The following is a 23964-nucleotide window of genomic DNA, read 5'->3' as shown; positions in this document are numbered from 1 at the left end:
AATTCTTCGCGTCGAGTCGCTTCACCAGCACTACGGCGGCTCCAACATCCTGCGTGGCCTGAGCTTCGACTTGAAGCCCGGCGAGATCACCGTCGTGCTGGGCCGCAACGGCGTCGGCAAGACGACGCTGCTGAAGAGCCTGATGGGTGTCGTGCCCGTTACCTCAGGCAGCATCACGTTGGCCGGCGAGCCCATCAACAAGCTCAAGACCCACCAGCGCGTGCGCGCCGGCCTCGGCTACGTGCCGCAAGGCCGAGAGATCTTCGGCCGGCTGTCGGTCATCGAGAACCTGCAGATGGGTTTGAGCAGCCAACCCGCCGGCACACCACTCTCGCCCGAGCTGTTCGAACTTTTCCCCGTGCTCGCGAAGATGCGCTCACGCCGCGGCGGCGACCTGTCGGGCGGCCAGCAACAGCAGCTCGCCATCGCCCGCGCGCTGGCACCGGGGCCGAAGGTGCTGCTGCTGGACGAACCGACCGAGGGCATCCAGCCCAACGTCATCCAGGACATCGGCCGCGTCATCAAGCACCTGGCCCACGACAAGGGACTGTCGGTGGTGCTRGTCGAGCAGTTCTACGACTTTGCCGAAGAGCTGGCCGACCAGTATTTGCTGATGCAGCGGGGCGAGATCGTCATGCGCGGGCGGGGCAAGGACATGGCGGCGGATGGGGTGAGGGAGAGGTTGGCGATCTGATGCTGGCCGATGCGTGCCAGGTTCAGGCAGGTGTCACACGCTCGGTGGAACCCTGTGATTGCCTACCCCGATATTGCGCTCGGTTCGCCCACAATTCGGTCTGAACAAGTAGGCGTCGACCTGAGTTGACCGAAGCGGGAGGAGCGCAATGTCTGAAGAGAATGGCACGGTGGCATCGCCAGCGGAGATCACCAAACCTCTGGCGGTCTCGGACGCGGAGTTGCCTGGCGCCAACACAGCGCTGAATCACGCCCGGAACTGTTTTGCGGCATGCCTTGTCAGCTACTTCGGTGCTGCCTTTGTCGGGGCTGGTTGGGCTGCGCTGGTGCCGATCGTCATCTTGGTGTTGCTGGTGTTGGCCTATGTCTTCCTCGGCGTGGCGGCTGCACGCGCCGGGAAAAGTTGGGTTGTTTACGCCATCCTGCCGCTGCTGGTTCCAGGCCTCGGTGGACTCATTTCATTCGGCGTCTTGCGCAGCAAGGTGCCGCATGTTGACGACTGATCAAAGGCAGCCCGGCGCGACGTGAGATCGTCATGCGCAGGGCTAGCATGGCCACTGATGGCATGCGGCGGGGCCGGCGATCTGAGCATCGCCGCCAGTGAGCCCCCGCGGGATGTCCTGCAACTCAGAGGTGCCATGCGAATCACTGCTGCGACCCCGTCCGACATCGAGCCCGCCGTGAGCTGCCTGGCCACGGCCTTTGCGGACGACCCGATCACTGGTTTTCTGCTCCAGACGGGGGCGGGCTATCACGAGCGCGTGAGCTGGTTCTTCGCGCTGCTGATGGGGGCGCGCCTCGCTCTCGGCATGCCGGTGCTCATGGCGCGAGATTCGATCGGCATTCACGGCGCGGCGATGGGCTACACCACAGCCCGGCCCGAATGGCCGAAGCGCTTTGCGGATGACTGGGACCGTTTCGAGAACACTATTCCCGGCCTGAGCGAGCGCATGGCAATCTACGACGAGATCGCCGACAAGAGCAAGCCGACCGTGCCCCACTACTACCTCGGCGTGCTCGGCCTGGACCCGGCCCTGCAGGGGCGAGGCGTCGGGATGCAGTTGCTGCGGTCCTTCTGCGAACTCTCGGCTGCGGACCCGCTGTCTGCCGGCGTCTACCTGGAGACGGCAAATCCAACGAATGTCAGCTTCTACGAACGCGCTGGCTTTGAGCAGACCGGCCGAGGCCGCCTGGGTGACGCGACGTTGTGGTGCATGTTCCTGCGCCACAACGTCTAGGCGCTCTATTCGCCGCCTTGCGCCGCCTCCAGCCACAGCACCRCAAACCACCCGTTCGCGTCTGTCCACACCTTGCCCGGCCTGAAGCCCGCGCGTTCGGCCAGGGCCTGGAAGCCTGACACGGTGTATTTGTGCGAATGTTCGGTATGCAGGGTCTCGCCCTCGCTGAACGCGTAGACCTCATCACCCAGCCGCAGCTCCAGCGGCCGGGTCGCGCGCAGATGCATCTCGATGCGGCGGTAGGCGGGGTTGTAGAAGGCCAGGTGCTCGAAGCCGTCGGGCGGGTACTCGGCGCCCAGTTCCTGGCGGGCACGCTTCAATACATTGAGGTTGAAGGCCGCCGTGACACCCGCTGCGTCGTTGTAGGCCGCGTGCAGCACATCGTGGTCCTTCACGAGATCGACGCCTATCAGCAGGCCGCCACCGGCCAGCTCGCCGGCGGCCAGGCGCAGGAAGGCGTCGGCCTCGGCCGGTGTGAAATTGCCGATGCTGGAGCCCGGGAAGAAGCCGACGCGGCGGCTGCCGTCGGGGCAGGGCGGCAGCGTGTGTGGCCGCGTGAAGTCGGCCACCAGCGGCTGGATGGCCAGGCCCGGGTAGTCGCCCGCCAGGCCGTCGCAGGCGGCCAGCAAATGCGGGCCGGAAATGTCCACGGGCACGAACTGCACGCTGTCGCGCGGGATGGCGTCCAGCAGCAGGCGCACCTTGCGCAGCGCGCCGGCACCGTATTCGACGAGCTGCACCTGGCCGCCCATCTGCGCGGCCATGTCGGCGGCATGTGCCTGCAGCAGCGACAGCTCGGTGCGCGTCGGGTAGTACTCGGGCAGGTCGCAGATCTGCTCGAAGAGTTTGGAGCCAGTCTCGTCGTAGAAGTATTTGGGCGAGATCGCCTTGGGCGCGCGGCTCAGCGCCGCATGCAGGTCGTCTGCAAACTGTTCGTTGTCGGCCGCCGCTCGCGGCTGGCGCCATTCGATTCCTGGTTTCATCTTGCGAGCCTCAATCCACTGAATTGCCAGCGCGCGGCTGGCGGAAAGAAATTGCGGTAACTCGGCCGCGCATGGCCGGTTGGCGTGGCGAGGCTGCCGCCGCGCAGCACCTGCTGGCCGACCATGAACTTGCCGTTGTATTCACCCACCGCGCCTGCCGCCGGCTTGAAGCCGGGGTAGGGCGCATAGCTGGAGCGCGTCCATTGCCAAGCTCCCCAGGCTTGGTCGGCCGCCTGGTGGAAACCTTGCAGGGCCGATGCGGCCTCCCACTCGAACTCGGTCGGCAGCCGTGCGCCAGCCCATTCGGCAAAGGCACAGGCCTCGTAGAAGCTGAGCTGCATGACGGGCGCGCCCGGGTCCAGGGGCTGCACGCCATGCAGGCCGAAGACGCTGCCGTCTTCCTGCCAGTAGGCCGGCCGCTGCCAGCCCTGGGCCTGTACGGTGGCCCAGCCGTCGGACAGCCACAGCAGGGGCTCGCGGTAGCCGCCGCTGGCGATGAAGTCGGCGTATTCGCCGCAGGTCACGAGGCGGTTGCTGATCTCAAAGGGCGTCACCAGGGCTTGGTGGCGAGGGCCCTCGTTGTCGAAGGCGAAGCCGTCGCCCCCATGGCCGACGTCGACGATGCCGCCTGCGTGCTTCAGCCAGACCTGATCCGGCGCTATCGCTTTCTGCGGCGCTGAGGCGTCATAGGCCGGCRGCAGCGGGTTGCAGGAAAAGGCATGCAGGATGTCGGTCAGCAACAGCTCCTGGTGCTGCTGCTCGTGGTGACAGCCCAATTCGATGAGGCGGCGGGCCTCGTCGGCGGCCGAATTTTTCAATTGAGGCAGCAGATCGGCCAGCGCCGCATCGACATGGGCGCGATACGCCTTCACTTCATCCAGCGACGGCCGGCTCAGCAGGCCGCGCTGCGGGCGGGCATGGCGCGGGCCCAGGCTCTCGTAATAGGAGTTGAACAGGCACGGCCAGCGCTCGTCGAAGACTTCGTAGTCGGGCAGATACGGCAGCAGCACCAGGGTCTCGAAAAACCAGGTCGTGTGCGCCAGATGCCATTTGGCGGGGCTCGCGTCGGGCATGGACTGCAGCTGAGCATCCTCGTCGGACAGCGGCGCGGCCAGTGCCAACGACTGGGCGCGGGTGGCGCGGAGAAGGTCGGACAACATGGGTGGAACCGTATCGCAAGCTGCTGCCAACGGTATGTCAGTGCAGGGGCTTTGGCTGTAGGACGAGGCCGGTGCCCCCCACGTTCGGCCTAGGGTGGCTGCGGAGGGCTCGGCGTTTTCACATCCCCTAGGATGAAGGCACACAACAAGGAGACCGGGCATGAAAGCAATCGCCTTCATCGCCGGCCTGCTGGCCGCGACCGCGGTGCAGGCCAACGAGCCGATCACGCTCAAGGTGCATCACTTCTGGCCGCCTGGCGCCATGCCACCGACACAGATCCTGGCGCCCTGGTGCGACAAGATCGCCGCCGACTCGGGCAATCGCCTCAAATGCCAGGTCTACCCGGCCATGCAGCTGGGCGGCACGCCGGCCCAGCTCATCGACCAGGTCAAGGATGGTGTCGTCGACATCGCCTTCACGCTGCCGGGCTACACGGCCGGGCGTTTCCCCATCATGGAGGTGTTCGAGCTGCCCTTCATGACGAACTCGGCCGAGGCCGCCTCGCGCGCGGCCTGGGATTTCTACGGCAAATACGCCGTCAAGGAGTTCGCGACCGTCAAGCCGCTGATGTTCGCCACGCATGACGAGGGCTATCTGCACACGCGGGAACGCCAGATCAAGACCCTGGCCGACTTCAAGGGGCTGAAGCTGCGCGCGCCGACGCGCCAGACCAACAAGCTGCTCAGCAGCCTGGGCGCCTCGCCCGTGGGCATGCCGCTGCCCGCCGTGGCCGATGCCGTCAGCAAGGGCACCATCGACGGCTTTGCGCTGCCCTGGGAGGTCATCCCATCGGTCAAGCTGCACGAGATGGTCAAGTACCACACCGAGACCGACCCCAGCCGGCCGGCCCTGTACAGCGCGGTCTTCGTGCTGGCCATGAACCCGGCGCGCTACGACAGCCTGCCGGCCGACCTGAAAGCCGTCATCGACAGGAACTCCGGCGCCGCGCTGTCGCAGGCCGCGGGCCGCACCTGGGACGCCAGCCAGGCGCCCGGTCGCAAGCCGGCGGTAGACCGCGGCAATGTCTTCTACACGGTGCCTGCCGCCGAGGTGGACAACTGGATCAAGGCCAGCCACCCGCTCTACGACGACTGGGCCGCCGACATGGACAAGCGCGGCCTGCCCGGCAAGCAGATGTTGAGCGAGGCCCAGGCGCTGTTGGCCAAGTACAAGAAGTGAAATGGCTTGAGAAGCTGGCGGCGGCCTTCGCGCTGCTGGGCGGCCTGTGCGCGCTGCTGGTGGCGGGCATGACGCTGTGGAGCGTCATCGGCCGCAACCTGTTCGCGCATCCCATCCCGGGCGACATCGAGCTGAGCCAGATCGGCGTCGCGCTGGCCATCGCGCTATGCCTGCCCTGGTGCCAGTTCAGGCGCGGCAACATCATCGTGGACTTCTTCACCCAGGCCGCGCCCGAGCGCGTCAACGGGGGGCTGGACCGCTTCGGCGCGCTGCTGCTGGCCGTCATGCTGGGCCTGCTGGCCTGGCGCACCGGCATGGGCGCCGTGGCCATCGACGAGGCCGGCGAGCAGACCATGATCCTGGGCCTGCCGATGTGGTGGGCCTATGCCATCCTGGCGCCGGGGCTGGCGTTGACGGCGGTGATCGCGGTGGCGCAGGCGGTGAGGCGATGACCCTCGGGCTCGTCATCTTCGGCCTGATGCTCGCGCTGATGGCCCTGCGCGTGCCCATCGCCGCGGCCATGTTCATTCCCGGCGCGCTGGGCTATGCCTGGATGAGCAGCGACGCGGCCCTGCTCAACCTCATCAAGGGCTCGGCCGTCGCCCGCCTGACGGTCTATGAGCTGTCCGTCATCCCGCTCTTCCTGCTGATGGGCCAGTTCGCGACGCAAGGTGGGCTGTCGAAGGCGCTGTTCCGCGCCGCGGCGGCCTGGGTCGGGCATTGGCGCGGCGGCCTGGCCTTCGCCGCCATCCTGGCTTCGGCCGCCTTCGGCTCGGTCTGCGGCTCGTCGGTGGCCACCTGCGCCACCATCACCCAGGTGGCCTATGGCGAGATGAAGGCGGCCGGCTATCACGGGCGGCTGTCGACCGCCGTGCTCGCCACCGGCGGCACGCTCGGCATCCTGATCCCGCCCTCGGTGCCGCTGATCGTCTATGCCATCCTGACCGAGCAGAACATCGCCAAGCTGTTCGCCGCGGCCTTCATCCCGGGCCTGATCGCAACGGCGGGTTATCTCGCCGTCATCGCCATCACCTGCCGGTTGCGGCCCCACCTGGCCGTGCCGGGGCCGCGCCACAGCTGGAGCGAACGCTGGCGGGCTCTGCTGGGCGTGTGGCCGCTGCTGGCCATCTTCGTCGTCGTCTTCGGTGGCATTTATGGCGGCCTGTTCAGCCCGACCGAGGGCGCGTCCATCGGCGCGCTGGCGACGCTGACGAGCGGCCTGCTGTCGGGCGAGCTGCGCGGCGAAGGGCTCAAGCGTGCGCTGCTCGGCACGGCCGAGACGACGGCCATGGTCTTCATGATCTTCCTCGGCGCCGACATGATGAATTCGGCCCTGGCCCTGACGCAGATGCCRACGCATCTGGCGCAATGGGTGGGCGGCCTGCCGGTGCCGCCGCTGGCCATCGTGGCCGGCGTGCTGGCCTTCTACGTCGTGCTCGGCTGCGTGATGGACGAACTGTCCATGTTGCTGCTGACCATCCCCGTCATCTTCCCGACCATCATGGGCCTGGACCTCTGGGGCCTGGCGGCCGAGCCCAAGGCGATCTGGTTCGGCATCCTGGTGCTGATGACGGTCGGCATCGGCATGCTGGCGCCGCCGGTGGGGCTGAACGTCTATGTCGTCAACGGCATGGCGCGCGAGGTGCCCATGAACGAGACCTACAAGGGCGTCATGCCCTTCCTGGCCAGCGACGTGCTGAGGCTGCTGCTGCTGCTCTTCGTGCCCGCCGTCAGCGTCGGCGTGCTGCGCTGGCTGTGACGAACCAGGCCACGGCCAGGCCGAGGGCAATGCCGACGCTGTCGGCCACCACGTCGTGCCAATCGGCCTCGCGCGGCGGCAGAAAGCTCTGCGCGATCTCGATGGCGATGCCGTAGCCGACCAGCGCAATCGCCAGCCAGATCCACTGCCGCGGCCGCTGCCACAGCGCCCAGACGCTGCTGAAGGCCAGCGCGGCGAAGGCGAGGGCGTGGTTGGACTTGTCCCAGCCGGTGGTGAGGGTCTTGGGTGGCACCGGGCTCAGGGCCAGCCAGGTGATGACGATGAGCAGCACGGCGAGCAGGGCGCGCCACAGAACGCGGTGCTCGGGGGCGGTGCAGAGATTCAGGATCAGCTTGGGCATGGCGGGCGGCATTGTGGCGTGCCCGCCTGCGGCCCTCACTTCATTTGCAGCATCCAGGCCTTGGCCTGGCGCAGGTGGGCCGCCAGCTGGGCCTGGGCCGCACCGACGCCCGGGTCCGTCGGGTTGAGTTTCTCCATCAGGGCCGCGTCGATCAGTGCACGCGAGTCCGAGTTCAGCATCCAGTTCATCGAGGGCTGGCGCTGGCTCGGCACGGCGGGCAGGCGCAACTCCGCCACCTGGCCGCAGCCGCCGATGCGCTTGATGAGCTCGACGGTCGAATCCCGGCCGCGGGCGCCGTTGCTGTTCAGGATGCCTTGGGCCGGTGCGACGACCTCGTTCAGGCCCATATGCGTCGCGCGGTAGCGGCGCCCGTCCAGCGGCTGGGCATCGGCGGCCGTGGGCGCGTCACGGCACAGCCAGTCGTCGACCAGGGCCGGCGTGTTGCCCAGCAGCAGCAGGCGCAGCCGCGAGCGGTCCAGGATGCCCTGGCGGGCGCAGTCGTCCTCGGGCTTGCAGACCTTGAGCCGGCCGCTGGCCTCCAGGTCGCGCAAGAGATCGGAGAGGGTCAGTGTCGCGCTGGCCTCCACATAGCCGCCGTCACCCAGGCGGTCCCAGACGCGGCCGACATCGCCGTTCTCTTCGTCCTTGTGCGCCTCCTTGAAGATCACAGCCGCTGCCGGGCTGATGTAGGGGAAGCGCGCGCTGTTGTGCACGGCCTGGGCCAGCGTCATGCGGTCTACATCCAGGCCGAGCGAGGGGTCGAGCAGGTCGATGCCGTCGCCATTGGCCAGCAGGAAGTCGGATTGGTAGACACGCTGGCCGCGCGACAGGGCCGTCGTGTTCAGGGCCAGCAGCGGCAGCCATTCGGCCGGGGTGGCACGGCCGTGCAGGGCCGTCACCGGCTCGGCCCAGGGGTTGGGGCGGGCCGTCGGGCGCAGTGGGCATTGGCGGGCCAGGCTCTGCGGCCAGTCACGCGTCCAGGCACGCTCCAGGCCGAGTGAGCGGTCCGCACCGGCAACGGCCACGGGCAGGAAGCGCTGCACGAGGTCGGGGTAGAGCATGTCGCCCACCGGCGTGGCGAGGTGATCGCGACCCGTGAAGTCGCGCACCAGCTTCCAGGGCGTGCATTGAGCGGCGTCGATGGCCTGGCGGCGCGCGTCCACGGCGGCGACGAAGCTGGCCGCACCCAGGGCCCCGCCGGAGGTGCCGCTGATGGCGAAGACGGAGTCGGCGAAGTTGACGCCTTGCAGTTCGCCCAGCTCCTGCAGGCGCGCCAGCGAGGCGCTGCCCCAGTACGCGGCACGCGAGGCGCCGCCGGCCACGGCGACGAGCACGAGGGGGCGTTTGCCGTCGGCACCGACGCTGCTCATCCAGGCCTGCAGCCAGGCGTCGGCCGGCTGACGGGGCGCGACGGCGCTGCGCGCACTGCGGTCGGGGTCGGCCACGCGGTGGTTGTCGTTCAGCGGCGCGAAGGCCACGAAGAGCAGCACCGGCAGGGCGGTGAGCGGCATGCGGATCAGCGCCTTGGGCACATAGGTCAGCAGGATGCCGCCGAAGACGATCCAACTGCCCATGGCCAGCAGCACCAGGGCCGGCGAGCCGATGGCGCGCGCCGTGGCCTCGGGCCAGGTCACGAGGGCGGCGAACAGGCCCCATTGCAGCAGCAGCACCAAGGCGATGAGGACGCGCGACGGCGTGCCCATGCGGTCCTCGCGCTCCAGCAGGGCGATGGCCTCGCGCCGGCCGTCGAGTGCGAGGAGGCGCGCCAGCCGCGAGCCCGTGCCGAGCTTGAGCAGCCAGGCACGGCGCTTCCAGACGAAAAGATAGAGGGCCAGCGTCACCGCCAACAGGCCGACGCCGATGAGGCGTTCACGCTCCTGCATCAGGAAGAAGGCCGCGATGGGCAGGCCGCCGCCGAGGATGAGCCCGCGTGGCAGCCAGCGGCGCAGGCGTTCGGCAAAGCGCGGGTTCATGCACTCGCCGAGCGTGTCGGGCTTGAAGCGGCGGTCCAGCAGCAGCCGGCTCACATACCAGGCCAGCAGCAGCCACAGGCCGAAGGCGAAGACGAGAACGGCCGTCTGCGCGCTGCCCACCTCCAGCGACAGCAGCGTCTCGCGGGCCTGCTCCAGCCCCAGCAGCACGGCGATGCCGGCGATGACGATGCCGACCGGGAAGGCGCACAGCCCCAGCACGCGCAGCAGATACAGCATCCACGGCACATCGCCCTCGGCTGCGGGCGCGGCGGAGGGCGGTTCGGGCGGAGGAGGGGGCGTGGGTTCCTCGGACYTTGGCGGCGGCGGCGGGGAAAACTGGGGCGGCGGCGCGGGATCGCGGGGTGGGTAGACGACCGGAATCAGCATGGCCCGCACTCTAGCCGCGGGGCGCATGCCGTCCAAGGCCGGCGCGGTACCGTGGTGCCCCCTGGGAAACCCTGGCTGGCAGGCGCTGCGCCCGCAGACCGATACAGTCCTGGGGGACAACGGTGTCGGGGAGAGAAAACATGGACAACGGTCAACTGTTGCAGCTGGTGGGCAGCGTCGTCGTGGGCGGCGTGCTGGGCGGGGGCGCTGTCTACGCCTGGGCAGCCAAGCGACTCAAGCGTGAGCACGAGCGCGTGACGCATGTGGAGCAGTCCCGCCAGCTCGGCGCCCAGCAGCTCACGCAGGCGCGCAAGCAGGTCGAACAGCTGCAGCGCGAATGCCACGAGCTGCGCCTGGCCGTGCGGCCAGGGGCACGCCCGGCGCCTGCACCGGAAGTGCCACCGGCGGTGGACCCCGCCGTGGCTGCGCGCCTCTATGCCGAGTCCAAGCTGCAGCCGCCTGCCGCGCCGGATGCGCCCAAGCCCTTCAAGGACACGGTAGTGATGCCACGCTCCCAATACTAGGGAAGCGCTGAGCACACCCCGCGCAGGGCCTTGTCACTGCCGGGACAAGACTGCTGCGAGCACGCTGCCTAGAATCGAACGGTCGTTCTATTCTGGGCCGGCTGCAGCAGACGCAGTGGGCCCGCCAACCGAGGTCGTGCCCATGACAGCCCATTACGAAGTTCGCGGCAGTGTTGCCGTGATCACGCTCGACAACCCGCCGGTCAACGGTCTGGGTTTCGCCACCCGCGCCGCCGTCGCCGCTGGCGTCGAGCGCGCCGAAGCCGATCCGGCCATCACGTCGCTCGTCATCACCGGGGCCGGCAAGGCCTTCTCGGGTGGTGCCGACATCAAGGAGTTCGGCTCGCCCAAGGCTCTGGCCGAACCCAATCTGCTGAGCCTCATCTCGGTGGTCGAGAACTGCAGCAAGCCCGTCGTCGCCGCCATCCACAGCGTCTGCATGGGCGGTGGCCTGGAGCTGTCCCTGGGCTGCCACTACCGCGTCGCGCAGACCGGCACCAAGGTCGCGCTGCCCGAAGTGAAGCTGGGCCTGCTGCCTGGCGCCGGCGGCACGCAGCGCCTGCCGCGCGCCCTGGGCGTGGAGCCCGCGCTGAACATGATCGTCAGCGGCGAGCCGGTGGAGGCCCAGATGCTGGCCATGGTCCCGGGCCAGAAGCTGTTCGACAAGATCGTCGACGCCGACGTGGTCGATGCCGCCGTCAAGTTCGCCGAAGAGGTTTCCGAGAAGCGCCCGCTGCCCAAGGTGCGTGAGCTCAAGGCCCGCCACCCCAACGCCGAGGCCTATTTCCAGTTCGCCCGCAACATGGTGGGCGGCATGAGCAAGAACTTCCCGGCGCCGCTGCGCTGCCTGGAAGCCGTGGCCGGTGCCGTCAACCTGAAGTTCGACGACGGCATGCGCGCCGAGCGCGAGGGCTTCGCGGCGCTGATGATGACACCCGAGTCCAAGGCGCTGCGCCATCTGTTCTTCGCTGAGCGCGTCGCCAGCAAGATCGCCGACGTGCCCGAAGACACGCCGCTGCGCACCATCGCCAAGGTCGGCGTCATCGGCGCCGGCACCATGGGCGGCGGCATCTCGATGAACTTCCTGAACGCCGGCATCCCGGTCACCATCCTGGAGACCAAGCAGGAAGCCCTGGACCGCGGCGTCGCGACGATCAAGAAGAACTACGAGGCCCAGGTCAAGAAGGGCAAGCTCAAGGAAGACAAGTACGCCCAGCGCGTGGCGCTGCTGAGCACCACGCTGAGCTACGACGACCTGAAGGACTGCGACCTCATCATCGAGGCGGTGTTCGAGGAGATCGGCGTCAAGGAGGCCGTGTTCAAGCAACTGGACGCCGTCGCCAAGCCCGGCGCCATCCTGGCATCCAACACCTCCACGCTGGACGTCGACAAGATCGCCTCCTTCACCAAGCGCCCGCAGGACGTGGTGGGCATGCACTTCTTCAGCCCGGCCAACGTGATGAAGCTGCTTGAGGTCGTGCGCGGCAAGGAAACCGCCAAGGACGTGCTGGCCACGGTGATGGCCATTGGCAAGAAGATCAAGAAGACGGCCGTCGTGTCGGGCGTCTGCGATGGCTTCATCGGCAACCGCATGATCGAGCAGTACAGCCGCCAGGCCGGCTTCCTGCTGGACGAGGGCTGCAGCCCGCAACAGGTCGACAAGGCGGTCGAGAAGTTCGGCTTTGCCATGGGCCCGTTCCGCATGGGCGACCTGGCCGGCAACGACATCGGCTGGGCGATTCGCAAGCGTCGCGCCGTCGAGCGCGCCAACATGAAGTATTCGGCCAGCGCCGACCGCCTGTGCGAACTGGGCCGCTTCGGCCAGAAGACGGGCGCCGGCTGGTACGACTACCTGCCCGGCAAGCGCGACGCCATCCCGTCGCCTGTGGTCGAGGAGATGCTGGCCAAGCACCGCGAAGCCATTGGCGCCAAGAAGCGCGACATCAGCGACGAAGAGATCGTGCATCGCCTGGTGTTCTCGCTTGTCAACGAGGCGGCGCATCTGCTGGAAGAAGGCATCGCCCAGCGCGCATCCGACGTGGACATGGTCTACCTGACCGGCTATGGCTTCCCCATCTTCCGTGGTGGCCCGATGTGCTACGCCGACACGCTGGGCCTCTTCAACGTCGTGCAGGCGATGAAGCGCTTTGCCAAGAACCCGATGGACGACGGCGCGTTCTGGACGCCCGCCCCCTTGCTCGCGCGCCTGGTCGCCGAAGGCAAGAGCTTCACCTGATCAAGGACACGACATGAGCAACGCACTGATTGTTTCCACTGCCCGCACCCCGCTGACCAAGAGCTGGAAGGGCGCGTTCAACATGACCCATGGCGCGACGCTGGGCGGCCACGCCGTCAAGGCCGCCGTCGAGCGCGCCGGCATCGATGGCGGCGCCATCGAAGACGTGCTGATGGGCTGCGCCAACCCGGAAGGCGCCACCGGCGCCAACATCGCGCGCCAGATCGCGCTGAAGGCCGGCCTGCCGGTCACGGTGAGCGGCGTCACCATCAACCGCTTCTGCTCCAGCGGCCTGCAGACCATCGCGATGGCCGCGCAGCGCATCATCGCGGGCGAAGGCGACGTGTACGTCGCTGGCGGCGTGGAAAGCATCTCCTGCGTGCAGCAGGAAATGAACAAGCACATGCTGGCCGACCCGGCCCTGCTGAAGCTCAAGCCCGAGATCTACTGGAGCATGCTGCAGACCGCCGAGAACGTGGCCAAGCGCTACAACATCTCGCGTGAGCGCATGGACCAGTACGGTGCCGGCAGCCAGCAGAAGGCCTGCGCCGCGCAAGCTGCCGGCCTGTTCAACGCCGAGATGGTTTCGGTGACGACGACCATGGGCGTGGCCGACAAGGTCATGGGCCTGATGAGCAAGGAAGTCACCGTCAACGCCGACGAAGGCCTGCGCGAAGGCACCACCTACGACAGCATCAAGGACCTGCGCACGGCCCTGCCGGGCGGCGTCATCAGCGCCGGCAATGCCAGCCAGTTCAGCGACGGCGCCGGCGCCTGCGCGCTGGTCAGCGAGCAATACGCCTCCACCCACAACCTCAAGCCCATCGGCCGCTTCCTCGGCTTCGCTGTGGCCGGCTGCGAGCCCGATGAAATGGGCGTCGGCCCCGTGTTCGCGGTCCCCAAGGTGCTGAAGAAGCTGGGCCTGACGGTCGCCGACATCGACCTGTGGGAACTGAACGAAGCCTTCGCCGTGCAGGTGCTGTACTGCGCCGACACGCTGGGCATCCCGATGGACCGCCTGAACGTGAATGGCGGCGCGATTGCCGTCGGCCACCCCTACGGCGTGTCGGGCCAGCGCCTGACGGGCCATGCCCTCATCGAAGGCAAGCGCCGTGGCGCCAAGCGGGTGTGCGTGACGATGTGCATTGGTGGCGGCATGGGCGCTGCGGGCGTGTTCGAAGTCCTCTGATGAGCGTCTCGCCTGAGGTCTTTCTGGCGATGGGCCGCGAGGTCCTCGCCCAGCAGCCGTTCAGCGTGCTGCTCGGTTCGGAACTCGAGGCGCTGTCACCGGGCCAGGTCGATCTGCAACTCGCGCTCAAGCCTGAGCACCTGCAACAGAACGGCTTTGCGCACGGCGGCATCGTCAGCTACCTGGCCGACAACGCGCTGACCTATGCCGGCGGTACCGCGATGCAGGTGCCCGTCGTGACCTCGGAGTTCAAGATCAACTACGTGCGCCCCGCAGTGGGCGAGCGGCTGATTGCCCGCGCCAGCGCGGATGCCGTCAGCAAGACGCAGGCGGTGTGCCGCTGCGAGGTCTTCGCCGTCAAGGACGGCGCCGAGAAGCTCTGCGCACTGGCGCAGGGCACCATCGTTCGTCTTTCCCAGGACTGAGATGCAGGTCGACCTCGACACGCTGCGCGGTTTTTTCCGCTCGGCGCCCTTCATGGTCGACCTGGGCGTGGAGCCGACGGCGGTCGAGCCGGGGCGCGTCAGCACCCAGCTCGTCATTGCCAAGCGGCATTGCCAGCACACCGGCGTTGTCCACGCTGGCGTCGTCGCGGCGCTGGCCGACCACTCGATGGGTGCCGCGGCACAAACTATGGCTGCTGAAGGCCACTGGGTGCTGACGGCTGAATTCAAGACCAGCCTGCTGCGCGGCGCGAGCGGCGAGCGGCTGGAATGCGAGGCCTGGGTCATCAAGCCCGGCCGACAAGTCTCTTTTACCGAGGCCGAGGTGTATGCGGTGGCGACGGGCGGCGAGCGCAGGCTCGTGGCCAAGGCCAGCGGCACCATGGCCGTCACGAAACAGGATTAGCAGCAATGCGCGAGACCCTGGACTTCCTGCTCTACGACTGGCTGCACGCCGCCGACCTGACGGCCCGCGAGCGCTTCAGCGACCATTCCCGCGAGACCTTCGGCGCGGTGCTGGACACCTGCGAGCGCATCGCCCGCGAGAAGTTCGCGCCCAGCTACCGGCTGATGGACACCGAGGAGCCGCGCTTCGATGGCGAGCGGGTGCACCTGCCGGCGGCGACGCTGGAGGCGGTCGATGCGCTGGTCGAGTCCGGCATGCTGGCCGCGACCCACGACTACGACGTGGGCGGCATGCAACTGCCCTGCCTCGTCGAGACGGCCGCCAATACCTTTGTCAGCAAGGCCAATGTCCACGCCGGCTCCTACGCCGTGCTGACGACCTGCAACGCCAATCTGCTGATGGAGCATGGCAGCGAACGCCAGCGCGAGGTCTTCGCCAAGACGCTGCTGGCCGGCCAGTGGTTCGGCACCATGTGCCTGTCGGAGCCGCAGGCGGGCTCGTCGCTGTCCGATGTGGTCACGCGCGCCGAGCTGGAGGACGAGAACGACGTCCTCGGCCCGCGCTACCGGCTGCGCGGCAACAAGATGTGGATCTCGGGCGGCGAGCATGAGCTGCGCGAGAACATCGTCCACCTGGTGCTGGCCAAGGTGCCGGGCCCGGACGGCAAGCTGATCCCCGGCACCAAGGGCATCTCCCTCTTCATCGTGCCCAAGCAGATGGTGGGTGCCGATGGCCGGCTGACCGGCGAGCGCAACGACATCGCGCTGGCGGGGCTCAACCACAAGCTCGGCCACCGTGGCACCACCAACTGCCTGCTGAACTTCGGCGAGGGCAAGTTCCAGCCGGGTGGCAAGTCCGGTGCAGTCGGCTATCTGGTCGGCAAGCCCGGCGAGGGCCTGCGCTGCATGTTCTTCATGATGAACGAGATGCGCATCGGTGTCGGTCTCGGTGCCGTCATGCTGGGCTATGCCGGCTACGAAGCCAGCCTCGAATACGCCAAGCAGCGCCCGCAGGGCCGGCCCATGACGGCGGCCGGCAAGGACGCCGCCAGCCCGCAGCGGCCCATCATCGAACACGCCGATGTGCGCCGCATGCTGCTGGCGCAGAAGAGCTATGTCGAAGGCGGCCTGGCGCTGGAGCTGTACTGCGCCCGCCTTGTCGACGAGCTCAATACGGGCGACGCCAAGGCCGAGGCGCAGGCTCTGCTGGACGTGCTCATCCCCATCGCCAAGAGCTGGCCGAGCGAGTGGTGCCTGGAGTCGAACTCGCTGGCCATTCAGGTGCTGGGCGGCTATGGCTACACACGCGACTTTCCCGTCGAGCAGCTCTGGCGCGACCAGCGGCTGAACATGATCCACGAGGGGACCCACGGCATCCAGGCGCTGGACCTGCTGGGTCGCAAGGTGGTGCAGCAGGGCGGGGCGTCGCTGGCGGCTTTGGCCGCCCGCGTGCAGCAGACGATCGAGCGCGCCATGGAGACCGATTGGGCGCCGCAGGCCAACCAGTTGGCTGCTGCATTGGCCCAAGTCGGCGGCGCTACCAAGAAGGCCTGGAGCACTGGCGAGCCCGAGGAGGCCCTGGCCAATGCCACGCCCTATCTGCAGGCCTTCGGCCACACCGTGCTGGCCTGGATCTGGCTGGACGTGATGTTGGCCGTCAACGGCGACAGCGACTTCGCCCAGGGCAAGCGCGCCGCCGCCCGCTATTTCTTTGCCTACGAGCTGCCCAAGATTGGCGCCTGGCTGGACGTCGTCGCACGACGCGAGCCGCTGTGCCGCGAGATGAAGCCTGAGTATTTCTAAGGAGACTTTTGATGAGCACCAAGGTTCAAGACCTTTTCGACCTCAGCGGCCAAGTGGCCCTCGTTACCGGCGGCTCGCGCGGCCTGGGCCTGCAGATCGCCGAGGCGCTCGGTGAAGCCGGCGCCAGGATCATGCTGACCTCGCGCAAGGCGGCCGACCTGGAAGAGGCTGCTGCCCATCTGCAGGCACGCGGCATCGACACCCGCTGGATCGCGGCCGACGCGGCCAAGGAAGAAGACGCGCAGCGCGTCGTCATGGAAACGATGGAGCGCCTCGGCCAGATCGACATCCTCGTCAACAACGCCGGCGCCAGCTGGGGCGCGCCTGCCGAGGAGCACCCGATCGAGGCCTGGGACAAGGTCATGGACCTGAACATCCGCAGCCTCTTCGTCTTCGCGCAGGCGGTGGCCAAGGCCAGCATGATCCCGCGCAAGTCGGGCCGCATCATCAACGTGGCCTCCATCGCGGGTCTCGGCGGCAACTCGGCCGTCATGAAGACCATCGCCTACAACACCAGCAAGGGCGCGGCCGTGAACTTCACGCGCGCGCTGGCCGGCGAGTGGGGCCAGTACGGCATCACCGTCAACGCGCTGGCGCCGGGCTTCTTCCCGAGCAAGATGACCAAGGGCCTGCTGGCCGCCGTCGGCGAGGAAAAGATGGCCGCCCACGCGCCACTGAACCGCATCGGCGACGACGACGACCTGAAGGGCGCGGCCCTGCTGTTCGCGTCGCGCGCCGGCAAGCACATCACCGGCCAGATCCTGGCCGTCGACGGCGGCGTGTCCGCCATTCACGGGGGATGATCGGGCGATGGAGTTCCCGGTCCACATTCCTTTCGTCCAGCAACTCGGCTTCACGCTGCATTCGGTCGGCGACGGCGAGGCCGAGCTGCGGCTGACGATCAGCGAACAGCACCTGAACTCCTGGCGCGTGGCCCATGGCGGCGTCGTGATGACGCTGCTGGATGTGGCCATGGCGCACGCGGCGCGCAGCGTGAACCGGCACCTGCCTGATTTGGGGCCGGGCGTCGTCACGGTGGAGATGAAGACCAGCTTCATGCGCCCCGGCGAAGGCGAACTGCGCGCGGTGGGCAAGCTGCTGCACCGCTCGACGACCATGGCCTTCTGCGAGGGCTCGGTCTTCGGCGCGGACGACAAGCTCTGTGCCCATGCCACCGGCACCTTCAAATACTTGCGGGCCTTGCCGGCTGGCCGGCAGCTGAAGCCGCTGGGTGGGGAAGGCGACTGACAGAGCCCCCGCGCTGCGCTTGGGTTTGAGCGGTGTTTTCTGAAACGCCGTTCCAATATTTGGCACAATAGCGCCAGCGTCTGCATCCCACCCCGGGGTGCGCGGTTGGCCAGGTGGACGCGGACCATGCAGTCCCACCCCGATCACCTGGCATGACGGCCCCCCGCTCAAGGCCCCTCTGGCCGGAGCGAAGAGCCCCTGCACCGGGCGGTCCCCGAGCCGCCTGCGCCCTCATTCCGCCCGAAAGCCACCCGCCATGAAGATCGCCCTCATCATCGAGAACAGCCAGGCTGCCAAGTCCGAGATCGTCCACAACGCCCTCAAGACCGTCGCCGAGCCGCTGGGCCACAGCGTGCATCACTACGGCATGTACACGCCGGAAGACAAGGCCTCGCTGACCTATGTGATGAACGGCCTGCTGGCCGGCATCCTGCTGAACTCCAAGGCCGCCGACTTCGTCGTCACCGGCTGCGGCACCGGCATGGGCTCCATGCTGGCCTGCAATTCCATGCCCGGCGTGTTCTGCGGCCTCGTCATCGACCCGACCGACGCCTTCCTGTTCGGCCAGATCAATGACGGCAATTGCATGTCCATGCCCTATGCCAAGGGCTTCGGCTGGGCCGCCGAGCTGAACCTGCAGGACTGCTACCGCAAGCTGCTCGAGAACGAGCGCGGCGCCGGCTACCCCAAGGAGCGCGCCGCCATCATGGCCAAGAACCGCGGCATCCTGAAGGACCTGAAGGCTGCTTCCTGCAAGGACATGCTGACGACGCTGAAGGCCGTCGACCAGGACCTGCTGAAGGCCGCCGTGTCGGGCGAGAAGTTCCAGGAGCTGTTCTTCACGAACTGCCAGGACGACGCCATCGCCAGCCACATCAAGGCTGTCCTGGCCTCCTGATCTCGGCTGCGACAGTCTCGCGGGCTGCGAGACTGTCGCGATGTCTGTTGCACCACCCCACCTCACGCTGCGCACGCTGACGCGCGGCGACGGCCTGCTCGGCCTGCGCCCGCGCGGCCCCCTCGGCCCGCGCGGCGAGCAGGTGACGGTGGCTATGCTGGCTTCGGCTAATGCCCAAGCCGAGCAGGCGCTGCTGACGCGGGGCCTCGTCCCGCTGGACCCCGCCCTGCTGCAGTGGCGCGGTGCGCCCCAGCCCCTGGGGCCTTCGCTGTGGACCCTGGTCCAGGAAGAGTTCTTCGGCGACTTTCATGTCGAGAAGGTGCCCGAGCTGCAGGCCCTGGGCTGGCAGGTCACGACCGAGCCAGGCTTTGCCCACCACAGCCAGTTCGTCAGTGGCTGGCAGCTCGGCCTCACGGAAGAAGAAGCTGCACCCGAGGCGCCCAAGCCCGGCCGCCGCGTCGAAGGCCTGGGCCTGGAGCGCCGCACCGGCGCCTGGCTGGTCAGCCTCGGCATGGAGGTCGACGGCAAGCAGATTGACCTCGCGCCGCTGATCGCCAACCTGCTGCGCCGTGACAAGCGCTGGCTGGATGCCGTGGCCATCGCGGCCATCGAGGACGACGCCATCGTCTCGCTGCGTGCGCCCGGGGGGCGGCGTTATCACGCCGTCGCCGCGCCGCTGAAGGCCATCATGCTGGCCTTGCTGGACCTGCTCAAGCCCGTGGAGCTCGAGAAGGGCAAGCCGCTCAAGCTCAATGAGTGGGACGCCGACCGCATCCGCTGCATCGAGGACGAGTCGCGCGGTCGTTGGCAGATCCATGGCGATGAAGGCCTGAGGGCCTTGGGCCGGCGCCTGCTCGCGGCCGGCACGCCAGCTTCGACACCGCAGCCCGAAGGTCTCGGCCTGCCACTGCGCCCCTACCAACTGCACGGCCTGGCCTGGCTGCAATACCTGCGCGAGCAGAACCTCGCAGGCATCCTGGCCGACGACATGGGCCTGGGCAAGACGGCGCAGGCGCTGGCCCACATCTGGACTGAGAAGCAGGCCGGGCGCCTGGACCGGCCGGCCCTCGTCATCATGCCGACCTCGCTGCTCTTCAACTGGCAGCAGGAGGCCGCCCGCATCGCGCCCGGGCTCAAGGTCATGACCTGGCACGGCGCCGATCGCGAGGCCTCGCAGCTCAGCGACGTCGACGTCGTGCTCAGCACCTACAACCTCGTCTGGCGCGACCTGCGCACCTTGTCGGCCCAAGCCTGGCATCTGCTCATCCTCGACGAGGCCCAGGCCGTCAAGAACGCTCAGGCCCGCGCCGGGCGTGCGCTGCGCCGGCTCGACACCCGTCACCGCCTCGCGCTGACCGGTACGCCGCTGGAGAACCACCTGGGCGAGCTCTGGTCGCTGTTCGACCTGCTGATGCCGGGCTTCCTCGGCGACTCGCGCAACTTCGCGCGCCACTGGCGCAAGCCCATCGAGGTGAATCGCGACGGGCCACGCGCCCGGCTGCTGGCGGCGCGTGTGAGGCCCTTCATCCTGCGGCGGCTCAAGACCGAAGTCGCGACCGAGCTGCCGCCGCTGACCGAGCTGGTCAAGCGCGTCACGCTGGTGGGCCAGCAGAAGCGGCTCTATGAGAGCGTGCGCGTTGCGGCCGACCACATGGTGAGGYGCATCCTGGCGCGCGACGGCTTCACGCCCACCAGCCTCATCAGCGTGCTGGATGCCATGCTCAAGCTGCGCCAGGTCTGCTGCGACCCGCTGCTGCTGAAGGCCGTGGAGATGCCGCACGGTCTCGAGCGCGCCAAGCTGGAATGGCTGCGCGAGCATCTGCCCGACTTCGTCGCCCAGGGCCGGCGCCTGCTGGTGTTCTCGCAGTTCACCGAGATGCTGGACCTGATCGCCGCGGAGCTGGATGCCTTGCAGCTGCCGCATCTGCGCCTCACCGGCCAGACGCCGGCTGCCCAGCGCGGCGAGGTCGTGCGCCGCTTCCAGGCGCGCGAGGAACCCATCCTGCTCGCCAGCCTCAAGGCCGGCGGCGTCGGGCTCAACCTGACCGCGGCCGACACCGTCATCCATGTCGACCCCTGGTGGAACCCGGCCGTGCAGGCCCAGGCCAGCGCACGCGCCCACCGCATCGGCCAGGACCAGCCCGTCTTCGTCTACCAGCTCGTCGCCCAGGGCAGCATCGAGGAGCGCATGCTGGAGCTGCAGGCGCGCAAGCGGGCGCTGGCCGACGGCCTGCTGGGCAGCGACGACGGCGGCGCCCTGAGCAAGTTCAGCGCGCCCGAACTGAATCTGCTGCTGGCACCGCTGGAGGAGGCCGAGCTTCCCCATTCCTACGGATGACCGCGCCGCGGTCCAGCGGCCTACTCATGCCGCGTCCATCGCCATCGACCAGGAGACTGCCATGACCACCCGAGAACACGTCATCACCAACATCAAGGTCGACCTTGTCGTGAACACCAAGGACGATCTGCGCCGCATCGTGTTCGGGCTGGAGAAGGTCAGCGACGACAACGGCCTGCCGACCTGGACCATCCACTTCAAGCTGTTCCGCCGCGACGACAAGGCCGTGGCCTATGGCGACGCACGCGTCAGCCTGGACGTGGTGGTGGACAAGGAGCTGCACAGCAAGGCCGCCGCCACCGCCACCAACGGCCTGAGCGCCACGCAGGCGGCCTTCCTGGCCGGCCCGGCAGCCAACGCCGCCCTCGCTAGCCAGCAGCCGGGTGGCCAGCCGGCCGACGCCACCATCCAGCGCACCTTGCTCAAGCGGTGAACCCCTCGCTGCTGGCGGCGAGCTGGGCGCTGGCCTTGCTGGTGCCCGCAGTCGCCGCCGCCGACCCGCAGGCCGGGCGCAATGAGGTGGTCGCCGCCGACGCTGCCTGCCCGGCCAACGGCGCCTGGGGCGGGTTGGTCATCCGTTCCGTGGACGTGAGGACGCCGCTGGCCTTCCTGCCCTGGATACGTGCGGACCTGGACAAGGCCAAGGCCCTGGCCGCGCCGCTGCTCGGCACACCGTACAGCGCCAGCCAGGTCACGGCAGTCTGGAACCAGATCGCGGCGCTGCCCTTTGCCGCCATGGATCTCGAAGCGCGCGTCGGCGGCCGCGTGTTGCCGCTGACGGTGAGCTGCACGCCGCAGGGTCTGGAGCTGGTGTTCTTCGTCTACGCGATGAAGGCCTCCACCTCGGTGGGCCTGAGCTGGGAGTCGCGGCAGCGCGAGACGGCGGCGCCCGAGCAGCAGTCCGGCCAGGAAGCCCTGCGCCAAGGCCTGCGCCTGCAGCCGCGCCTGGGCTACCAGGCCGGCGAGGGCATGGGCGGGGGCGCGTCGGCGCTGTACAAGCGCAGCGGTGGGGGCGCCGACGCCTACTGGAGCTCGCTCGCCGTCGACGGCTATGCCAGCGACCGCTTGCACGACCTGGCGATGGCGCTGCAGGGCGGGCGTGAACACAGCGGCGGCACCTGGGCCCACACGGCCTGGCGGCTGGCCTATGCCGACCAATCGGCTCCCGCCAAGGCCGTGTCGCGGCTGGGCCAGAGCCGTGTCGAAGGGCTGCTGATCGCCCAGACCCGTCCCTTGGGCAACTGGGGCCTGCCGCTGCGCGTGGGCGCCGCGCTGGATGCCGGCGAGCACCGCAGCGGCGGCCAGGACGACTTCGCCGCCGGCCTGGTGTCGGACCAGCACTACCAGTCCCTCAAGCTGATGGCCGGCACCACGGCGCGGCTGGCGCGGCAGAGCCTGGCCATGAGCTATGCGGTCGAGTGGGGCGCCGGCAGCGGCGGTGCGGGCCTGGACTGGGTCAAGCAGATCGTCGACATCGCGCACGAGGGCCGCTGGCCCGTGGCCGACCACCGCAGCCTGTCGCTGGACACGCGGCTCAGCTTCGGCCATCTGCGCGAGCCGGGCGTGGTGCCGCACAGCGTGCGCTTCTTTGCCGGCGGGCGCGAGCAGCGCTTCACCGGCGGCGAGGAATGGCAGATCCGTGCGGCGCCGCTGCTGCGCAGCCTGGGCACCAATGCGCTGGCCGGCAGCAGCGCCCACCCCGGCTACCGGCGCTTCGCGGCGCTGAGCCTGACGGCGGCGCTGCCGGTCTACAACCGCCCGCTGGTGCCCGCCGAGGCCTACCACGACGCCCAGGTTCGCGCTGCGCTGAGTGGCCAGCTGGATTCCGCCGTGGGTGCCTTGGCGGCGGACAACCGCACGACGCTGCCCACCTATCTGCAGGCCATCGCCCATCTGCCACAGGTGCAGCAGGCGCTGACCGCACTCGGCGGCGCCGTCGCCGCGGCCGAGCCCGCGGCGGGCAGCACGGGTGCCGATGCCTTCGCCAGCTGCAAGGGCCAGCTGGCGCAGGCGCAGAACGAAGTCGCCCAGGTGCTGCAGGAATCCAGCCTCGCGCAACTGGGCCTGTTCACCGAGCTGCTGCCCGGCGAAGACACCGCCAACACGCTGGGGCAGGTGGTGGCGCTGTGCGCCGGGCTGGGCGCGCCTGAGATCGCGCGGCAAGCGGCGGCGCTGCAGGCCTCCGTCGCACGGCTGGTGCAATGGTTCGCCGCGGCCGACCCCAAGCTGGCCGAGCAGGCCGCGCGCCGCGAGATCGAGCCGGTGCGCCACATCGTGGACACGCTGATGGACGAGGTCAACGCCATCGCCGTGAGCCCGCTGCTGCTGCTCGACGCCGTGAACCTCGGCCCGCGCCAGGCGGGCCCGCGCACGCGCATCGGCGTGGGTACCGGGCTGCGCGTGACGCTGGTCGACAGCGTGGACTTCAGCCTGGGCTATATGGTCAACCTGCGCCGCCAGGCCGGCGAGGCGCGCGGCGCCTTCTTCCTGACGATGGAGTTCAAGGACCCGTTCTGAGCGCCAGCCCTCGCAGGCCCAGGTCGACATGTCGGCGGCACATCAGCGGCGAGGTCGGAGATGCCCGTCGGCGTGGGCAGGGTGATGACTTCCTGGGGGATGAAACTCACGCTCGAGCCGCTGTCGCTCAGCGTGGTCGTCGTCATCGAGCTGACCGGCGTATCGCCTTGGTAGGTGACCGAGATGTTCACGTCCGGAGCGCCGTCGACGCCGGAGTAGCTGTAATCCCAGGTCTCGGTCTCGTTGCCGCCACCGAATCCACCGGCACCAAAGCCACCAAAGCCCCCACCGCGGCTGCCTCCGGCGGAGGAGTCGCGGCTGCCCATGGCCTCGATGCGGGCAAAGGTTGCGGCGTCGATGCCGGGTCCAGGGCTGGGTGCGGCGCTGGGCAGACTCATGCCTTGCCAACTGGGGGCGGCCGGCGCTTCGGCGGCATTGGCCAGGGGCTTGACGCGGGCGTCCGCGTCTTCGGCGCCAGGCTGCTGCCGCGGCGTGTCGGCAAGCCTGGCCTCAGGCGGGACGGGCGCCGGCGGTGGCGTCAGCGTGACCACTGGCGGCTGTTGCGCCATCTCGCTCAGCAGGGTGCTGGGTGCTGGGTGCTTCAGGCTCCGGCGCGGGCTCGACCGCGG

The 23964-nt window shown here is 68.6% G+C and carries 22 protein-coding genes and 1 pseudogene; 18 read left to right on the top strand and 5 right to left on the bottom strand.

Annotation, left to right across the window (positions count from 1 at the left end; translation table 11 throughout):
- Position 1: 1 nt before the first annotated feature.
- The 3 genes from urtE (at position 2) to AC1DW3_RS21650 (ending at position 1931) form a co-directional block, all read left to right on the top strand.
- Positions 2-694 (top strand): urea ABC transporter ATP-binding subunit UrtE, encoded by a 693-nt coding sequence (gene urtE, locus AC1DW3_RS21660; RefSeq protein ID WP_477934821.1) that lies wholly within the window; start codon positions 2-4, stop codon positions 692-694.
- A 148-nt stretch (positions 695-842) separates the two neighbouring features.
- Positions 843-1196, top strand: coding sequence for a hypothetical protein (locus tag AC1DW3_RS21655; protein WP_477934741.1), 354 nt, complete (start codon positions 843-845; stop codon positions 1194-1196).
- Between the two features lie 177 nt (positions 1197-1373).
- A complete protein-coding gene (locus AC1DW3_RS21650) occupies positions 1374-1931 on the top strand; it encodes a GNAT family N-acetyltransferase (RefSeq protein WP_477934739.1) in 558 nt (185 codons plus the stop codon).
- Positions 1932-1936: 5 nt separating this feature from the next.
- Here AC1DW3_RS21650 and egtD read toward each other — a convergent pair whose 3' ends face one another.
- The gene (egtD, locus tag AC1DW3_RS21645) at positions 1937-2914 is read right to left on the bottom strand and encodes an L-histidine N(alpha)-methyltransferase (protein ID WP_477934737.1); all 978 of its coding nucleotides are present in this window, start codon (positions 2912-2914) and stop codon (positions 1937-1939) included.
- Entirely contained in the window at positions 2911-4074 is a 1164-nt protein-coding gene (egtB, locus tag AC1DW3_RS21640) for an ergothioneine biosynthesis protein EgtB (protein ID WP_477934735.1), read from the bottom strand. Before egtB ends, egtD begins: the two co-directional genes overlap by 4 nt.
- A 160-nt stretch (positions 4075-4234) precedes the next feature.
- Between egtB and AC1DW3_RS21635 the strand changes: the two genes are divergently transcribed.
- From AC1DW3_RS21635 to AC1DW3_RS21625, 3 genes are read left to right on the top strand one after another with little or no spacing between them, the layout of a single operon-like run.
- Positions 4235-5254: a TRAP transporter substrate-binding protein gene (locus AC1DW3_RS21635; protein ID WP_477934733.1), complete on the top strand. Its 1020-nt coding sequence runs from the start codon at positions 4235-4237 to the stop codon at positions 5252-5254.
- Complete coding sequence (locus AC1DW3_RS21630; protein ID WP_477934731.1) at positions 5251-5706, top strand: TRAP transporter small permease; 456 nt, start codon at positions 5251-5253, stop codon at positions 5704-5706. The genes AC1DW3_RS21635 and AC1DW3_RS21630 overlap by 4 nt, the downstream gene beginning before the upstream one ends.
- A complete protein-coding gene (locus AC1DW3_RS21625) occupies positions 5703-7013 on the top strand; it encodes a TRAP transporter large permease (protein ID WP_477934729.1) in 1311 nt (436 codons plus the stop codon). Before AC1DW3_RS21630 ends, AC1DW3_RS21625 begins: the two co-directional genes overlap by 4 nt.
- 61 nt (positions 7014-7074) lie before the next feature.
- Here the strand turns inward: AC1DW3_RS21625 and AC1DW3_RS21620 are convergent.
- Together AC1DW3_RS21620 and AC1DW3_RS21615 are read right to left on the bottom strand one after the other, a co-directional pair.
- Positions 7075-7374 (bottom strand): annotated as a pseudogene (locus tag AC1DW3_RS21620) (VanZ family protein); the annotation flags it as partial.
- A 35-nt stretch (positions 7375-7409) separates the two neighbouring features.
- Complete coding sequence (locus AC1DW3_RS21615; protein WP_477934727.1) at positions 7410-9584, bottom strand: hypothetical protein; 2175 nt, start codon at positions 9582-9584, stop codon at positions 7410-7412.
- 290 nt (positions 9585-9874) lie between these two features.
- On the opposite strand from AC1DW3_RS21615, the gene AC1DW3_RS21610 reads away from it, so the two are divergent.
- From AC1DW3_RS21610 to AC1DW3_RS21555, 12 genes are all read left to right on the top strand, one after another.
- Positions 9875-10258, top strand: a complete 384-nt coding sequence (locus tag AC1DW3_RS21610; RefSeq protein WP_477934725.1) for a hypothetical protein — start codon at positions 9875-9877, stop codon at positions 10256-10258.
- 142 nt (positions 10259-10400) lie between these two features.
- Positions 10401-12494, top strand: a complete 2094-nt coding sequence (locus tag AC1DW3_RS21605; RefSeq protein WP_477934723.1) for a 3-hydroxyacyl-CoA dehydrogenase NAD-binding domain-containing protein — start codon at positions 10401-10403, stop codon at positions 12492-12494.
- Between the two features lie 13 nt (positions 12495-12507).
- Positions 12508-13683: an acetyl-CoA C-acyltransferase gene (locus AC1DW3_RS21600; RefSeq protein ID WP_477934721.1), complete on the top strand. Its 1176-nt coding sequence runs from the start codon at positions 12508-12510 to the stop codon at positions 13681-13683.
- Positions 13683-14108, top strand: coding sequence for a PaaI family thioesterase (locus AC1DW3_RS21595; RefSeq protein ID WP_477934719.1), 426 nt, complete (start codon positions 13683-13685; stop codon positions 14106-14108). The genes AC1DW3_RS21600 and AC1DW3_RS21595 overlap by 1 nt, the downstream gene beginning before the upstream one ends.
- 1 nt (position 14109) lies before the next feature.
- The gene (locus AC1DW3_RS21590) at positions 14110-14532 is read left to right on the top strand and encodes a PaaI family thioesterase (RefSeq protein WP_477934717.1); all 423 of its coding nucleotides are present in this window, start codon (positions 14110-14112) and stop codon (positions 14530-14532) included.
- A gap of 5 nt (positions 14533-14537) precedes the next feature.
- Entirely contained in the window at positions 14538-16334 is a 1797-nt protein-coding gene (locus tag AC1DW3_RS21585) for an acyl-CoA dehydrogenase (RefSeq protein ID WP_477934715.1), read from the top strand.
- An 11-nt stretch (positions 16335-16345) separates the two neighbouring features.
- The gene (locus tag AC1DW3_RS21580) at positions 16346-17137 is read left to right on the top strand and encodes an SDR family oxidoreductase (RefSeq protein ID WP_477934713.1); all 792 of its coding nucleotides are present in this window, start codon (positions 16346-16348) and stop codon (positions 17135-17137) included.
- A gap of 7 nt (positions 17138-17144) precedes the next feature.
- Positions 17145-17582, top strand: a complete 438-nt coding sequence (locus AC1DW3_RS21575) for a PaaI family thioesterase (RefSeq protein ID WP_477934711.1) — start codon at positions 17145-17147, stop codon at positions 17580-17582.
- Between the two features lie 256 nt (positions 17583-17838).
- Positions 17839-18480 carry an RpiB/LacA/LacB family sugar-phosphate isomerase gene (locus AC1DW3_RS21570; RefSeq protein ID WP_477934709.1) on the top strand — a complete coding sequence of 214 codons (642 nt, stop codon included), beginning with the start codon at positions 17839-17841 and terminating at the stop codon, positions 18478-18480.
- A gap of 40 nt (positions 18481-18520) precedes the next feature.
- Positions 18521-20818 carry a DEAD/DEAH box helicase gene (locus tag AC1DW3_RS21565; protein WP_477934707.1) on the top strand — a complete coding sequence of 766 codons (2298 nt, stop codon included), beginning with the start codon at positions 18521-18523 and terminating at the stop codon, positions 20816-20818.
- A 61-nt stretch (positions 20819-20879) separates the two neighbouring features.
- Positions 20880-21251 (top strand): hypothetical protein, encoded by a 372-nt coding sequence (locus tag AC1DW3_RS21560; protein WP_477934705.1) that lies wholly within the window; start codon positions 20880-20882, stop codon positions 21249-21251.
- Positions 21248-23335 (top strand): hypothetical protein, encoded by a 2088-nt coding sequence (locus tag AC1DW3_RS21555; protein WP_477934703.1) that lies wholly within the window; start codon positions 21248-21250, stop codon positions 23333-23335. Before AC1DW3_RS21560 ends, AC1DW3_RS21555 begins: the two co-directional genes overlap by 4 nt.
- On the opposite strand, the gene AC1DW3_RS21550 is transcribed toward AC1DW3_RS21555, so the two are convergent.
- The gene (locus AC1DW3_RS21550; protein WP_477934701.1) at positions 23254-23904 is read right to left on the bottom strand and encodes a hypothetical protein; all 651 of its coding nucleotides are present in this window, start codon (positions 23902-23904) and stop codon (positions 23254-23256) included. The two genes, AC1DW3_RS21555 and AC1DW3_RS21550, sit on opposite strands and share 82 nt — an antisense overlap.
- Positions 23905-23964: the final 60 nt, after the last annotated feature.

It is taken from the genome of Roseateles sp. P2_H4 (assembly GCF_056403315.1).
This window is presented reverse-complemented; position numbering and strand designations above follow the sequence as displayed.